The sequence below is a fragment of the Mesorhizobium sp. BE184 genome, from assembly GCF_031457045.1.
Classification (GTDB): domain Bacteria; phylum Pseudomonadota; class Alphaproteobacteria; order Rhizobiales; family Rhizobiaceae; genus Mesorhizobium.
This window is the reverse complement of record NZ_JAVDVU010000002.1, coordinates 799,516-815,187: the sequence shown is the minus strand read 5'-3', so window position 1 is coordinate 815,187 and position 15,672 is coordinate 799,516. Positions and strand designations below refer to the sequence as shown.

General features: G+C 61.8%; 11 protein-coding genes. 6 read left to right on the top strand and 5 right to left on the bottom strand.

Features of this window, described 5'->3' with window-relative positions:
* The first annotated feature begins 6 nt into the window (after nucleotides 1-6).
* From J2X35_RS12020 to J2X35_RS12005, 4 genes are all read left to right on the top strand, one after another.
* On the top strand, nucleotides 7-1,020 hold the full coding sequence (locus J2X35_RS12020; RefSeq protein ID WP_310185637.1) for an alpha-ketoacid dehydrogenase subunit beta: 1,014 nt from the start codon (nucleotides 7-9) through the stop codon (nucleotides 1,018-1,020).
* A 1-nt stretch (nucleotide 1,021) separates the two neighbouring features.
* Nucleotides 1,022-2,347: a dihydrolipoamide acetyltransferase family protein gene (locus tag J2X35_RS12015; protein ID WP_310185634.1), complete on the top strand. Its 1,326-nt coding sequence runs from the start codon at nucleotides 1,022-1,024 to the stop codon at nucleotides 2,345-2,347.
* 10 nt (nucleotides 2,348-2,357) lie between these two features.
* The gene (lpdA, locus tag J2X35_RS12010; RefSeq protein WP_310185632.1) at nucleotides 2,358-3,755 is read left to right on the top strand and encodes a dihydrolipoyl dehydrogenase; all 1,398 of its coding nucleotides are present in this window, start codon (nucleotides 2,358-2,360) and stop codon (nucleotides 3,753-3,755) included.
* 377 nt (nucleotides 3,756-4,132) lie between these two features.
* Complete coding sequence (locus tag J2X35_RS12005) at nucleotides 4,133-5,686, top strand: MFS transporter (protein WP_310185630.1); 1,554 nt, start codon at nucleotides 4,133-4,135, stop codon at nucleotides 5,684-5,686.
* 201 nt (nucleotides 5,687-5,887) lie between these two features.
* Here J2X35_RS12005 and J2X35_RS12000 read toward each other — a convergent pair whose 3' ends face one another.
* The 4 genes from J2X35_RS12000 to J2X35_RS11985 all read right to left on the bottom strand — a co-directional run bounded on the left by J2X35_RS12000 (nucleotide 5,888) and on the right by J2X35_RS11985 (nucleotide 11,436).
* The gene (locus J2X35_RS12000; protein ID WP_056113421.1) at nucleotides 5,888-6,658 is read right to left on the bottom strand and encodes a 2OG-Fe(II) oxygenase; all 771 of its coding nucleotides are present in this window, start codon (nucleotides 6,656-6,658) and stop codon (nucleotides 5,888-5,890) included.
* A 68-nt stretch (nucleotides 6,659-6,726) separates the two neighbouring features.
* Nucleotides 6,727-8,628 (bottom strand): IucA/IucC family siderophore biosynthesis protein, encoded by a 1,902-nt coding sequence (locus J2X35_RS11995; protein ID WP_310185626.1) that lies wholly within the window; start codon nucleotides 8,626-8,628, stop codon nucleotides 6,727-6,729.
* 29 nt (nucleotides 8,629-8,657) lie between these two features.
* The gene (locus J2X35_RS11990; RefSeq protein ID WP_310185625.1) at nucleotides 8,658-10,028 is read right to left on the bottom strand and encodes a SidA/IucD/PvdA family monooxygenase; all 1,371 of its coding nucleotides are present in this window, start codon (nucleotides 10,026-10,028) and stop codon (nucleotides 8,658-8,660) included.
* Between the two features lie 436 nt (nucleotides 10,029-10,464).
* On the bottom strand, nucleotides 10,465-11,436 hold the full coding sequence (locus J2X35_RS11985) for an ectoine synthase (protein WP_082542486.1): 972 nt from the start codon (nucleotides 11,434-11,436) through the stop codon (nucleotides 10,465-10,467).
* Nucleotides 11,437-11,483: 47 nt separating this feature from the next.
* Between J2X35_RS11985 and J2X35_RS11980 the strand changes: the two genes are divergently transcribed.
* A complete protein-coding gene (locus tag J2X35_RS11980) occupies nucleotides 11,484-12,635 on the top strand; it encodes an amidohydrolase (RefSeq protein WP_310185622.1) in 1,152 nt (383 codons plus the stop codon).
* A 24-nt stretch (nucleotides 12,636-12,659) separates the two neighbouring features.
* Here the strand turns inward: J2X35_RS11980 and J2X35_RS11975 are convergent, their stop codons facing one another.
* Nucleotides 12,660-13,811: a mandelate racemase/muconate lactonizing enzyme family protein gene (locus J2X35_RS11975; protein ID WP_310185620.1), complete on the bottom strand. Its 1,152-nt coding sequence runs from the start codon at nucleotides 13,809-13,811 to the stop codon at nucleotides 12,660-12,662.
* A 139-nt stretch (nucleotides 13,812-13,950) separates the two neighbouring features.
* Here J2X35_RS11975 and J2X35_RS11970 point away from each other — a divergent pair, with 139 nt between their 5' ends.
* Entirely contained in the window at nucleotides 13,951-15,666 is a 1,716-nt protein-coding gene (locus tag J2X35_RS11970; RefSeq protein ID WP_310186140.1) for an SMP-30/gluconolactonase/LRE family protein, read from the top strand.
* Nucleotides 15,667-15,672 lie beyond the last annotated feature (6 nt).

The window sequence follows — 15,672 nt, the reverse complement described above, 5'->3', positions numbered from 1 at the left end:
TGACCCATGCCGCGCAAGACAATGATCGAAGCCATCCGTGACGCCATCGACGTATCGATGGGACGCGACGAGCGCGTCGTCGTCTATGGCGAGGATGTCGGCTATTTCGGCGGCGTCTTCCGCTGCACGGCCGGCCTGCAGGCCAAATACGGGAAATCGCGCTGCTTTGACGCGCCGATCAATGAATCGGGCATCGTCGGTACCGCCATCGGCATGGCGGCCTATGGGATGAAGCCCTGTGTCGAAATCCAGTTTGCCGACTACATGTATCCGGCCTACGACCAGCTGACGCAGGAAGCGGCGCGTCTGCGCTACCGCTCCAATGGCGAATTCACCTGCCCAATCGTCGTGCGCATGCCGACAGGTGGCGGCATCTTCGGCGGCCAGACGCACAGCCAGTCGCCTGAAGCGCTGTTCACTCACGTCGCCGGCCTGAAGACGGTCGTGCCTTCCAATCCCGCCGACGCCAAGGGATTGCTGATTGCCGCCATCGAGGATCCTGATCCGGTCATCTTCCTGGAACCGAAGCGTCTCTACAATGGGCCATTCGACGGCCATCACGAGCGGCCGGTGACTCCATGGTCGAAGCATGAACTGGGGGAAGTCGCCGACGGTCACTACAAGGTGCCGCTCGGCAAGGCGGCCATCCGACGCAAGGGGTCGGCGGTGACCGTGCTTGCCTACGGCACCATGGTCTATGTGGCCTTGGCCGCCGCCGAGGAAACCGGCATCGACGCCGAGATCATCGATCTGCGCACCTTGCTGCCGCTTGATCTCGATACGATCGTCGAGTCGGTGAACAGGACGGGTCGCTGCGTCGTCATTCATGAAGCGACGACGACCTCCGGCTTCGGAGCGGAGCTGGTGACGCTGGTCCAGGAGCACTGCTTCTACCATCTCGAAGCGCCGGTCGCGCGCGTTGCCGGCTGGGACACGCCCTACCCGCATGCGCAGGAGTGGGACTATTTTCCCGGCCCGGCCCGCGTCGGCCGGGCGCTGATCGAAACCATGGAGGCCTGAGATGGGTGAACATGTCATCAAGCTTCCCGATGTCGGTGAGGGTGTTGCCGAAGCCGAGCTGGTCGAATGGAATGTGAAGGTCGGCGATCTCGTGCGCGAGGACAGCGTGCTCGGCGCGGTCATGACCGACAAGGCGACGGTGGAAATTCCCTCGCCGACCGATGGCGAGGTGTTGTGGCTAGGCGCCGAGGTCGGCGATACGGTGGCCATCGGCTCGCCGATCGTCAGGCTGAAGGTAGCCGGCGACGGCAATGGTGTTGAAAGCGACACGGCCACGGCAAAGCCGGAAAACTCTCCGAAGGCCGACCTTGCCGCAGTTGAAGAGCCGGCCAGGTCGGAACCTGCTGTCGTGGCAAAGTCGCCAGAACCAAAGCCGGTATCGAAACCCGCTTCCGCCAAGGTTCTTGCAAAACCGGCATCGTCCGGCGCGCCGCGTCCCGAAGGGGAAAGGCCGATTGCTTCGCCGGCCGTGCGCCAAAGGGCGAAAGAGGCGGGGATCGACCTGCGCCAGATAGCTGGCAGCGGACCCGCCGGCCGTATCACGCATGAAGACGTCGAAGCCTTTCTTGTTCGCGGGCCGCAAACCGCCGGTACGGCCGGCGGCCTCATCCGGAACAACACTGTCGAGGACATCAAGGTAGTGGGTCTGCGCCGCAAGATCGCGGAAAAGATGAGCCTTTCCAAGTCGCGCATCCCGCACATCACCTATGTCGAGGAGATCGACGTCTCTGCCCTCGAGGAACTGCGTGCTTCCCTCAACAAGGACAAGCGTGCTGCCAATGGATTGGAAAGGCCCAAGCTGACCATCCTGCCGTTCCTCATGCGCGCCATGGTCAAGGCGATTGCCGAGCAGCCGCAGCTCAATGCCGTCTTCGATGATGAGGCTGGCATCGTCCACCAGCATGGCGGTGTCCATATCGGCATGGCGGCGCAGACGCCGAACGGTCTCGTCGTCCCAGTCGTCAAACATGCCGAGGCGCGGGACCTGTGGGACTGCGCCGCCGAAGTGATCCGCCTGGCCGAAGCCGGGCGCTCGGGCGCGGCGACGCGGGAGGAACTTTCCGGCTCGACGATCACCATTACCTCGCTGGGCGCGATGGGTGGCGTGGCGACGACGCCGGTGATCAATCATCCAGAAGTCGCCATCGTCGGCGTCAACAAGATGATGGTCAGGCCAGTCTGGGACGGCGCCCAGTTCATCCCGCGCAAGATGATGAACCTGTCCTCGTCGTTCGACCATCGCGTCATCGACGGTTGGGACGCGGCGGTGTTCGTCCAGCGTATCAAGGCGCTGCTGGAAACGCCGGCGCTGATTTTCATGGATTGAGAGAACGCTCGTGAAAGACATCACCTGCAAGCTTCTGGTCATCGGCTCTGGTCCGGGCGGCTATGTCTGCGCCATTCGCGCCGGCCAGCTTGGCATCGACACTGTCATCGTCGAAGCGCAGAAGCCCGGCGGCACCTGCCTCAATGTCGGCTGCATTCCTTCCAAGGCGATCATTCATGCCGCAGAAGAATATGAGATCGCGCTGCATCATGCCGCCGGGACAAGCCCGCTCGGCATTTCCGCCGGCGCGCCGAAACTGGATTTCCGCAAGACCATCGCCTGGAAGGATGGCGTGGTCAGCCGCCTCAATGGCGGTGTCGCCGGCCTTCTGAAAAAAGCCAGGGTCAAGGTGGTGCAGGGCTGGGCCGTCTTCCGCGACGGCAAGACCGTTGCGGTGGACACCGAAACCGGCGTTCAAGTCATCAGGGCCGAAACGATCGTCATCGCCACGGGGTCGGCGCCCGTCGAGCTGCCCTTCCTCAAATTCGAAGGTGACGTCATTTCATCGACCGGCGCGCTGGCGCTGGCCGATGTCCCAAGACGTCTCGCCGTTGTCGGCGGTGGCTATATCGGTCTCGAACTCGGCATCGCCTTCGCCAAGCTCGGTTCGAAAGTGACCGTGGTGGAGGCGCTGCCGCGCATCCTTGCCACTTACGATGCCGAACTGACGCGCCCGGTTGCCAAGCGGCTGGGCGAACTCGGCGTTATCGTTTTGACCGGAGCCAAGGCGAAGGGGCTTTCGGCCAAGGGCGATGCGCTGCTCGTCGAGGATGCCGGGGGCGGTGACCAGAAAATCGCAGCCGACAAGGTGCTCGTCACCGTCGGCCGCAAGCCGCTCACGGAAGGCTGGGGGCTGGAGGAGATCGATCTGGCGATGAACGGCCGGTTCATCCGTATCGATGACCAATGCCGCACATCGATGCGCGGCGTCTATGCCATCGGCGACGTCACCGGCGAGCCGATGCTGGCCCATCGCGCCATGGCGCAGGGCGAGATGGTGGCTGAGATCGTCGCCGGTCACAAGCGTTCTTGGGACAAGCGCTGCATTCCGGCGATCTGCTTTACCGATCCGGAGGTAGTCTCTGCCGGTCTCTCGCCGGAGGAGGCCAAGGCGGCTGCGCCCGAAATCAAGGTCGGGCAATTCCCCTTCCAGGCCAATGCCCGCGCCATGACGAAGGTCGCGGAAGACGGGTTCATCCGTATCGTCGCGCGCGCCGACAACCACGTCGTGCTGGGCATTCAGGCCGTCGGCCAGGGCGTGTCGGAATTGTCAACGGCGTTCGGGTTGGCAATAGAAATGGGCGCCCGGCTGGAAGATGTCGCCGGCACGATCCATGCTCACCCCACCCAGGGTGAAGGGTTCCAGGAAGCCGCGCTGAAGGCGCTCGGCCACGCGCTGCATATTTGAAGCGGCTGTCGCGTGGCGAAAAACCGTGCCGTGAAGCGGCAATGAACCCAGTAATAGATTCCATGACTATCCACACCGGGAAATATATATTTCTAACAAAAAGCACTACGTTCTAATCTCCTCCTGAGCGTCCCGCATGCGCGCTCGAACAATTCCGGAGGAGAACGACGTGCGAGCATTGAGAGCGTTTCTGTCTGTCGTTCCGATTGCCGTCGGAAGACATGAGCCAGAGGCGTTTTCATTTCATCCTTCATCCACTGTGAAGAAATAGTCGCCGCGCCTGGATCCGTCCGGATTCACGGTTGGTCTGCAACGAATGCGGCTGTGCAACCGATCGGTTCACCCAGCGCGCAGATTACAAACCAGGAAACGTCCCTATGTCCAACACCGACGTAAAACGCTCAGGGCTCATGGAAAACTGGCCGACCCTGGCTGTGGCCGCGCTTGGCGCCTTCCTCGTGATCATGGATGTTACGGTTGTGGCGGTCGCCCTGCCGTCCATCGAGCGCGACCTCAACTCAAGTTTCGCCGAGCTGCAGTGGATCATCAATGCCTATAACATCGCTTATACATCGGTGCTGGTCGCCGTCGGCGCGCTCGCCGACCGGATCGGCCGCAGGCGAACGATGGTGACCGGCCTCGCCCTGTTCGGCGTGATGTCGCTCGTCGTCGGTTTGGCGAATTCGCCCACCGCGCTCATCTGGGGCCGTCTGGCGCAAGGCCTCAGCGCCAGCGCGATGCTGATCCTTGGCGTGGCGTTGATCTCTCATGCTTTCCAGGGCGCCGACCGCGCCAAGGCGTTCGCGTTCTGGGGCGTCTCCATCGGCGTGGCAGCCGCCTTCGGACCGATGATCGGCGGCGTGCTCGTCGATTTCCTGAGCTGGCGCTGGATCTTCCTGATTAACATTCCGCTCGTGGCGATACTGATCGCGCTCTGCTACTGGCGCGTCGAGGAATCCCTCGATCCGAATCCAGGCAAGTTCGATTGGCCGGGCATAGCAAGCTTCACCGTGGCATTTGCGCTCCTGTCCTTCGCCGTCATCGAAGGCGGCGAACTCGGCTGGAACAGCACACCGATCGTCAGTTCCTTTATCGCATCGGCGGCGCTCTTCCTTTTGTTCGTGTGGATTGGCTTGAGTTCGAAAAACCCGGCCTTCGATCTCGGCCTTTTCCGCATCCCGACTTTCACCGGCGCGCAGCTCCTTTGCATGCTGAGCAGCGTCACCTTCTGGGTCATGCTGGTCTACCTGCCGCTCTACTTCCAGGTGATGCGCGGCATGTCGCCCTGGGCGGCCGGCCTTATGCTACTGCCGCTGACGGTGCCTCTGCTCCTCTTGGCTCCCCTTGGCGCCAAGCTGGCCGCACCATCCAGTCTCGGCGTGCGTGGCCTGATGATCCTGGGCTGCCTGCTGCCGGCCATCGGCTTTGTCTGGCTGGCCGTCGCGCCGCCGGAGTCGATCGCCCTTTGGGTCGTCGCGTTCCTCATCATCGGCATCGGCACCGGCCTGATCAACGGTGAACTCGCCAATGTGGCGACCGCCGTTGTCCCGCCCGAGCGTGCCGGTCTTGCCTCGGGCATCAACATTACCTTCCGCCATGGCTCGTTCACGCTGGCCATTTCACTCGTCGGCGCCATTCTGCTTGCAAGCGTCACCGCGCAACTGGCCGCCGCGCCGGTGGCCGCCGCTCTCAGCGACCTGCCGCGGACGGCCAATTTGATCGCGCTTGGCGATTTCAGCTCAGCCGTCAGCGGAGCGCCGGCGGGCGCCCAGGAAGCATTGACCCAATTCGGCAGGGCCAGCTTCGAAAACGCCTTCTCACTCATCATGGGGATCGTTGCTCTCCTGGCGGTGCTGGCGGTGATCTGCGCGGTGTTCATGATCCGGCGCAGCGATCTGCCGGCAGCCGAGCCGGTAACGTCCAGCAGCTGATCGCTGCGGATTGAAGCCTGCAGCTTGCGGGCGGGATTTCGAGGCCGCGCGATTTTCGCGCGGCCTTTTCCTTCCGACCAGCGTCTGTGTGACTCGGTTCACGGAAGTGATGGGATTTGGCGTCCGCTTATCAGCGCAGACATCAAAAAAATGGCCCCGAAGGGCCATTTCGTCGAGCAGTGCACAGAACGGCGCAACAGCTCAACTCCAGTAGGTCAGCGGCGCCTCGTCGCCGCGATAGCCGATGAACGAGGACATGGTGACGCGGTCCGATCCCTTGCCGGGCGTCACGCCGTGTATGAGCTGCGAGTTGAAAATCACCAGGTCGCCCTGTTCCGGCCGGATCAGCAAAGGCGGTTCGCCGAGCACCGTTCGGTCCAGCCCGTCGCTGATCACCATTTCCTTGTCCTGATCGGGGGTCGGTTCGCGCAGCCACAGTTCTATCTCGCCGCCCTCCTGCGGCATCTTGAGATAGATGTTGACGGCAAGCTGGCCAGTCAGGTCGGATTCGCCGTTGATGAGCATGCGTCCCAGCCGGTCGCTGTGCGGCAGCATCTTGGCGCCGGGATCGATGACGCGGCAAGTCCCGACGAAGCACTTGTGCTCGTCGATCGATTCGATGTTCGATCCCGCCGGCCAGATTTCCTCGAGCATCAGCCGCAGATGGTCGAGCGGCGTGATGTAGGGATACATCAGATTGCGGATATCCCAGACCGCCTGGATGGCTTCGTCGTGGTACCGGATGGCGTTGCCGGCATCCTGGCCGACGTCAACATACCCCATGCCCAGGCGCTTGAGCGCAGTCTGCGTCTTGTAGGCTTCGAGCTTGGAGTTCGCCGCGATCTTCTCGGCAAATTTCAACGAGATGTCGCGCGGATAGAATCCAGGAACATGGATGACGTCTATCTCCTTGGCGACAAGTTTCCGGATGCTGTCCGGGGTCAATTCTTTCGCGATCTTTGCGCTGGTCATCGTCTCGGGCTCCTCCTGGCCAACATGCTGATTCGATTGATGCTGAACGGAACGCTTTATGTCGCTCCTCACTCTTGCCCGGCTTCAACAGTGGCAACCCCTGGCTTGGTCTGGTTCGGCTTCGCCTGGCCAGCCGCCATGGCCCTGACTTTCGCCGCGGCCAGCGGGTTTCTCAGCGTTCCGGCATACTGAAAGCCTTTCGCCGGATCGTTGGGGTCAAGAAGCTGCTGGTTGTCGCGAAGCTGCAGGCGGTTGATGCAGTTGCGGGGAAATTCGGCGATGAAGAGATCGTGGCGGGAAAACTTCTCGGCCAGCTGCGGCTGGCTGGCCTGGTAGTCTTCGACGCATTTTGCCACCAGTGTCCAGAAGCGCTGTTCCGGCAGGACGCCCTTGTCGTCGAGGATCGCCGCCAGATGGCGGAAATAGCAGTCGAAGACGTCGGTGAAGATGCCGTCCAGCCAGACCTCGTCGCGCACGGTGATGCAATTTCGTTGCACCGTCTCCGGCAGGCCGGCGCCGTCGTTGAGGATACGCATCTCCTCGGCGATGTCCTTCATGACGATGCGGGCGGGAGCATTGTCCTCCAGCATGAGAATGACGTTTTCGCCATGCGGCATGTAGATGATGTCGTAGGCGTAGAGGCAGTGCAGGATGGGCGACAGATAAGCCTTCAGGTACCGCTCTATCCAGGTATCGGCATCCAGGCCGGAAGCTTCGATCAGCGCGGCCGTCAGCGACTCGCCCTGCGGATCGAGATGCAGCAGCGCCGCCATGGTCATCAGCCGCTCGTTCTTGCCGAGCAGCGCCACCGGGCTCTCGCGCCACAGCGCTGAAAGCATGTGCTTGTAGCCCGAGTCCGATTTCAGGCCCTGTTCGTAATAGCTGTTGCGATAACCGAGTGTGGCTGCTTCGCAAATGATCTGGAACCCGTTATCCTGGAGGTATGGATCGGCATTTACCAGCCCGCGCACCCAGTCGTTGACTGGTGGCGTGGCCGCCATGTCCTCCGGCGACAACCCGCGCATCAGCATGAAGCCCATGTTGAGAATGGACAGCGCCATCTTCACATAGCGCCTGGTCGGATGGCTGATGTTGAAGAAAGTCCGGATCGACTGCTGCGGAAGATAGAGATCCGGCGACGGGCCGAGATAGACCACATTATTCAGGGCGATTTCCGCGGCGAAACTCATCGAGATGCGGTTGAACCACTGCCAGGGATGAACCGGCATGAAATAATAGGCGTCCGCGTCGAGCCCCTTGGCTTCGAGGATGGACTTGAAGCCGGCGATCGTTTCGGCGCCGAGTTCCTCGTCCATCAGCCGCTGATAATCCAACCCCTGCATGGCGGTGAAAGTGGCGTTGCGGCGCACCACAGCCACCCAGATAATGCTTTGGGCATGGGCTGCTTCCGGCGCATAGATCGGATAGTCCAGCGTGTCGAAGCCGATGCGGCCATTGTTGGCGACGAAGGTCGGATGGCCCTCGGTCATCCCGGTTTCGATCTGCTGGTATTCGCCGAGCGCCAGCCGCGCGGCATGATGCGGCTTGAAGGCGCGCTTGTAGGCGGCGCCGTAGAGAATGCTGCTGATCTCGTCGAGATAGACAGCCATCATCGCTTCACGGATGCCGAGAGGCTTCTGGAATTCGATGACGAACTTCAACGCATCGAGCGGCACGGCTTTGCCATCGATCGATTTTACGATCGAGTCCGGGTCGATATGCCAGTGGTCGAGGCTCATCTTTCGGGCGCGGAAACGGTATTGCAGCCGTTGCGCCTCGTCTGCCAGCACATAGGTCTGCCAGATGCCATCGGCACCCGTAGCAATCGGCTCGAGCAGAAGTTCGTGCGCGAATTCCGCGATCGCCTTGCGCACGAGAAGCCGGTTCACCTGCGACCATGTCTCCGGTTCCAGCTGGGCGACTGCAATGCGGCCGGCGTCCTGAAGAGACGGGTCGTTATGCTGATCCATGGTCCGGGCTCCTCGCATCAGCGGCAATGTCATTTTTCAGGCGAGTTCACGCCGGCCAGCATCGACACCGGCCCACCCGGGGTCTGTGCGGCGGCCGTCTCGGGCGCACCAAAGCGCTGGAACGCCACGCTGCGCTCGATCGGGTAGTATTCGCGGCCCAGGATTTCCTTGATGATGCAGGAATTGCGGTAGCAGGCTTGGCCAAGGTCGGGCGGGATGAAACTGTCGGCATGCGGCTCTGCGCTCTGCACGAAGATCTCATTGCCTTTGAGATCGACGGAACAATTGCGCGCCACGGCGAAGCGGCCATTGTCGCGCCAGTTTATGCGGTCGGCGATAGACTGGACGAATTCGGGCTGCTTGAAGCGGTAACCGGTCGCCATGATCACCGCTTCGGTTTCGAGATCGAAGCTTTTCTCCTCCTCGCGCTGGAAGAGACGCAGATTGAACCTGTGGTTCCGGCTGTCGTAGTCGCAGGACGACAATTCGGTGTTGGTCATCAGCGTCGTGTCGAAGTCGCTGACAAAGCGCTTGCGGTAGAGAAGATCGAAGATGTCGTTGATGAGCGACGCATTGATGCCGCCATAGACATCCTTCATCGATTTGACGAGGCGGGCGCGTTTTTCGGTCGGCAGCGTGTAGAAATAATTGGTGTAGTCTGGCGACGTGTGCTGCAGCGTGAACTTGGTCAGCTCCATCGGCGTGAAGCGTGGCGAGCGCGTCATCCAGTTCAATGTGTAGCCGTAGCGATCGATGTCCTTGAGCAGGTCGTAGTAGACTTCCGCCGCGCTCTGGCCGCTGCCGACGATGGTGATGGATTTCTTTGCTCTCAGCCTGTCCTTGTTGGCCATATAGGTGGAGGTGTGGACAAGCTCGTCCTTGAGATCGGCACAGAAATCGGGAATGGCGGGCGTCATGCCGGAACCGAGGATCAGCCGGCGGGTCCAGTAAGTCTGTTGCTCTCCCGTCTTGGTGTTTCGGGCGACGACTTGATAGAGACCGCTCGCCTGATGGTAATCGACGCCTTCGATTTCGGTGCTGAACATGACGCTGTCGAGCTGCGCCGCCGCCCATTGGCAATAGCGGTTGAATTCGTTGCGCAGCAGGAAGAAGTTTTCCGTCACGACAAGGTACGAATAGAAAGAATAGATTCGGCCCTGCCGCTTGAGATAGTTTAGGAAGCTGAACTCGCTTGTCGGGTCGGCGAGCGTGACCAGATCGCACAGGAACGGCGTCTGCAGCGTCGCATTTTCCAGCAGCATTCCCGCATGCCAGTTGAATTCGTCGTTGCGTTCCAGGAACAGGCCGTCGATGTCTTCGATCGGCTGCGTCAGGCAGGCAAGACCGAGATTGAACGGCCCGACGCCGACGCCAATGATGTCATATACTCTTGAGTTCATCCCATTCTTCCCGAAGATAATCGGCTGTCGAACCCGCCGCGTCCGGCGGGGCAAATCATGCGGGCTTGATGAAGGCTCTGCTTCTGGCAACCGTAAGCCGGGAGAGCCTCGGTTATACGGCTGCCGGCTGGGTCGTATGCTGGCTCAGCGCACAAACATCATGGCTGAACCATCAGCGAGGGTTTTTCCGCGAATCCTGCCAAATTGCAGTTGTTGACGCTGGAAACAGTCCTCCACCAGCAAAGACAGCCTGTGTTTCCTCCTCAGGCAGAATGTAGAACGCCTCCCGTGCGGCTGGGAAATATATAATAGTCTAGCAACTCGGTTACTTTTGGTATGAGTATTCAATCCATAGAGCAGAGCCGAACGTTTCATCTCCCAATATGACCGAACACAGAATGATTGCCGTGCGGGAAGCCATGAACGAAAGAGCAGCTTAGTAGGAAGAAGAACTGCCCGCCGACATATTGTGCGATTCATGGCCTTCGATGGGTGGCGAAAAGATGCTGAGGCATATGGATTCGTCTTTGACCACCATGCGGTGCGCATCGTTCCGGTTCATGATGAAAACAGTCGAGGTTCCCTCGCCCGTGTCGATCGGATGCCGGTTGGTGTCCCACACATACTCGCCGCTTCCCGAGACATAGTAGCAGGATTCGAAGTGGTTCCTGTACTGCAGGGGCGAGTCCGTGTTTGCGTTGCCGAAGGTTATGCAAAGGGCGAAGCCCAGCCCGTCTTTCCGGACCAGCAGCCTTCGGCTCTGGCCGTTGCCCCAGAATACGTCGCGTTCCGTCCCGACGATCTCATGCAGCGAACGCACCACCGCCTGGCCTGGTAGGGAGTCGTTGCCGAGGATCGTGCAGACGCGCATGTCCGTTTCAGCGATGATTTCAACGCTGTTTGGCAACGAAGCCGCTATCAGGGTGCCGGGACCGATATTGTGAAGCGCGCCGCCCAGCCGTGCCGTCCCACGCCCCTCAAGGCAGTAATGCGCCTGGCCCGAATAAAGCGCGACATAGTCGTCGGCGATGGTGTCTGACGTTCCGGCCTTGATTGTCGAATCGAACAGGAGATGTCCGACCTCGTCACTCGCAGTGACGATGTGCCTTGAAATAGAAGTTTTGAATAAATTGACAGAGTCAGACATATTAAATGTCCGTACGATCATCTTTGCCTCCTGTCTCGATGACAGGCAAATTAGATATCGTGTATTTATAGTTTTCAAGCATTGTTTTGCGCAGGAAAAGCTATGAAAGGAAATGATGTCCAGGGACATCAACCAAATATCGATATATTTACAAGTAATATGTAAATTATACATTCTAGAACAAAACCCGTATTTCAAAAGTCGAGATGTCGGATCGCGGTGGCCTGCCGCCGCGAAGCCGCGGCAGGTCTTGACGTCCATCCGCGTAATCCTGAAATGGCGCGGCAAGGAAAGGGAACAGGCAGGCCATGGCGTTTCTCACCAACACGGATGTCGTCGAACTGACCGGCTGGCGGCGCCATCTGCACCAGATGCCTGAGCTATCTGGCGAGGAGGCGGAAACCGCCGCTGAGGTCGAGAAATTCCTGTCGCCGACCTGTCCGGATCTCATCCTCTCAAGGCTGGGCGGGCACGGCGTCGCCCTTGTCTATGACGGCGCGGCAGCCGGTCCCACTCTGTTGTTCCGCTCCGAGCTGGATGCACTGCCGATCGAGGAACTCGGTGACATCGGCCATAAGTCCCGAGTTCCGGGAAAGGCGCATCTGTGCGGCCATGACGGGCACATGGCGATCCTGGCGGCGATGGCGCGCGGACTGGGCCGCCAGAAGCCGCGGCGCGGGCGAGTCGTGCTGGTGTTCCAGCCCGCGGAGGAGACGGGCGCTGGCGCGGACGCCGTTATCGCCGACCGCCGCTACAAGGAGATCGCGCCGGATTATGCCTTCTCGCTGCACAATCTGCCGGGCTTGCCGTTCGGCCATGTCGCGCTGAAGCCTGGGCCGGTGAACTGCGCTTCGCGGGGCATGCGCATCGTGCTTGAAGGTAAGACCGCGCATGCCTCGATGCCGGAAACCGGAACGTCGCCGATGGCGGCCATTTCATCGCTGATGCCGGCGTTGACCGCCTTGAGTGAGGGCAACGTGTCCTCGCCCGCCTTCACCCTGGTCACGGTCACCCATGCCGAAATGGGTGCGTCGGCCTTCGGCATAGCACCGGCGCGGGCGGAAATATGGGCGACGCTCCGATCCCTCGTTGACGACCGCATGGAGGCGCTGTGCGCCGCGGCCGAAGCGTTGGTGACCGAGACGGCGGCCAAGGCCGGACTGCGCTGCAGCATCTCCTATCACGAGATCTTCCACCACTGCGAGAACGATGCCGAAGCGACGCAGCATCTGCGCGAAGCGCTCGATGCCGAGGGCGTGGCGCATGACGAGGCCAATCTGCCGATCCGCGCCTCGGAGGATTTCGGGCGCTTCGGCGATACGGCCAAGTCCGCCATGCTTTTCCTGGGCGCCGGCGAAAACCATCCCGCCTTGCACAATCCCGATTACGATTTCCCCGACGACCTCATCGGTATCGGCGCGCGGATATTCATGCGGACGGTTCGCAATATCCTCGGCTAGAAAGGTGCAAAATAGCAGCCCCGATCAATAAGCCGGCTTCACCGGGAACCAGTCCTTGCGTTCCTTGTCCAGATAGGCGCCGGCAATGCCATCGACGCGATATTTGTCGATGAGGCCCTCATCGATCTCGACGCCGAGGCCTGGTTCCTCGGGCACTCCGAAACGGCCATCGGTCAGCTTCGGCGCGTTGGGCGAGATGTCGCCGCCCAGATAGGTCCGTTCCGTGTCGATGGCGATGGACATGTTGGGGATCGACGCGGCGAGATGGACATAGGCCGATTGCGACAGCGCCAGTTCGGCTCCCGAGTGCAATGTGACCGCAATGCCGACGGCCTCGCAGACCGCCGCCGCCTTGATCGTCTGCCACAGGCCGCCCGCCTCATGCGGATCGATCAGCACGACATCCGCCGCCTGCGCCCGCACGATGTTGCCGACATCGGCGAGCGTATAGGCGCTCTCATCCAGGGCAATCGGCACCGGGCTTGCGGCGACAAGCGCCGCGTGGCCGGCGAGATCGTCCAGTTCGAGCGGTTGCTCGACATAGGCCGGGTCGTATGGGACGAGCTTGTTCAACTGCCGCTTGGCGGTCGCCGGGTTCCACGCGCCGTTGACGTCGAGCCGCAGCGGCCGGTCGCCGATCACGCTTCGCGAAGCTTCGGCCAGCGCGATGTCGCTGCGCTCGTCGAAGCCGATCTTGACCTTGAACGTCTCGAAACCCTTGTCGAGGAAGCCTTGCAGGCGCGGCTTCAGCGCCGCTGGATCGTTGGTGAAAAGATAGGCCGCCGCCTCGACATCCTTGCGCCAGCGTCCGCCCCATAACGCATAAAGCGGCTGGCCCGCCTGCTTGCCCAGTGCGTCCCACATCGCCATTTCGAGCGCTGCGATCGCCATCACCGCGGCGCGCTTGTGATGGTAGTAGCCGGCGCCCAGCACATGGCGATGCAACCGCTCGACATCGGCGACCGGATAGCCGATGGCCAGCGGCGCGACGATGTCGGCGAACACTGCCGGCACATTGGCGATCAGCGAGATGGTCTCGCCCCAACCGGTGATGCCGGCGTCGGTTTCGATCTTGCAGACCAGCCGCGTCGTGCCGATGCGCCGCCCCGAACCCCACAATATATCCTCGGTGAACGGCATGCGGATCAATGCATGCTCGACCTTGATGATGCGCACGCGGGACCTCCTGCGGAAAAAATGCTCGAACCTGACGGAAGCTGGAACTGAGTTCCAAACCTGTTGACATGGAACTTAGTTCCAAGATATAGCGGCGGTCAAGACAAGGATTTTTTGGAGGAGAAGCCCTGTGGCGCAGATGCTCGGCATCGAAGCCGGCCGCGACCCGAGCGCCGAGAGCCATGGCGTTCCTGGCGTCCAGGCGCTGACGCGCGGTATCCAGATCGTCGATGCTATCGCGGCTCGCACCAAAGGCATGCGCTTCACTGACCTGCTGGAAGATACGCAGCTGCCGAAGGGAACTTTGCATCGCCTGCTGCAGGCCTTGGTCGAGGAACGGCTGCTCGCCTTCGACGAGCGCGACCAGGTCTACCGCCTGGCGCCGCGTGTGTTCCAGTGGGCGCACAAGGTCTGGGACGAGTTCGACCTGCGCGGCGCCGCCGAGCCTGAACTGGAAAGGCTGCGGGACCTGACCAGCGAGGCGGTGCGCCTCGGTGTCCTCGACGGCAGCTCCATTCTTTACATCGACCAGCGCGAGTCGACCCAGCCGATCCGGCTCAACAATGGCGTCGGCGCGCGCGCCGCCGCCCATGCCAGCGGCCTCGGCAAGGCGATCCTCGCGCACCTGTCGCTGGAGCGGCGGCACGCGCTGCTGACCGACAAGGCCCTGCAGCAACTGACGGCCAACACCATCATCGACGCTCGGGAATTGATGCCGCAGCTCGACCTCATCAAGGCGCGTGGCTACGCCATATCGGTCGACGAGCAGAACAGCGGCATTTCCTCCGTCGCCGCTCCGGTGCTGAACCATCGCGGCGACCCGATTGGCGCCATCGGCATCATCGGGCCGACCTATCGCCTTCCGGAAGAAAAGCTGCATGCGCTTGGCCGGGACGTCATCGAAGCGGCCCGCCGCACATCCGGCAATTTCGGAGAATTCGTCATGTCGCTCGCCATCAAGCCGCGTCCGCTCGGCCCCGACCGCTCGGACGTGCGCTGCGCCGTTCCCGCCAGCACCTTCCTGGGCGAGGGGCCGCATTGGTCGGCAGCGGAGAAGAAGCTCTATTTCGTCGATATCCTGGCGCCGTCGATCTATGTCAGCGATCCGGCGCTCGGCACCCACAGGACGGTGCCGGTGGGCGACCTGATAGGCTTTGCCATCCCGCGCCGCGACGGCGGGCTGGTCGCCGGCATGCATGGCAACATCGTCGGTGTCGATCCCGCAACCGGCGCGACCTCTATCCTCGCGCGGCCTGAACAGGACCGGCCCGGCAACCGCTTCAATGACGGCAAGTGCGATCGCAAGGGCCGGCTCTGGGCCGGCTCGCTGGCGATCGACACCACGGCCGATCGTGGCCGCCTGTGGCGCATCGATGGGGATGGCCAGGCCACCGCCATGGAAAGCGGCCTCCACGTCGCCAACGGCCTCGGCTGGAGCCCCGACGACAAGACCTTCTACTTCGCCGATACCGGCAAGCATCTGATCTATGCCTATGATTTCGACCTGGAGCGGGGCGAACTCGCCAACCGGCGCCTCTTCGTCGCCGTGCCGGAAGCCGAGGGCAAGCCCGACGGCCTGACCGTCGATGCCGAAGGCTTCGTCTGGGTCGCGCATTGGGATGGCTGGTGCGTCACCCGCTATGACCCGGCCGGCAAGGTCGAGCGCGTCATCAATCTGCCGGTGCCGCGGCCGACCAGCTGTGTCTTCGGCGGCGAGGACATGCAGACGCTGTTCGTCACCTCGGCGCGCATCCGGCTCTCGGCCGCCCAGCTCGCGGACGCGCCGCTCTCCGGCAGCGTCTTTGCCGTCAATACCGGCATTGCGGGCCTGCCGGATCCCGTCTTCGCCGGCTGAGAAAGG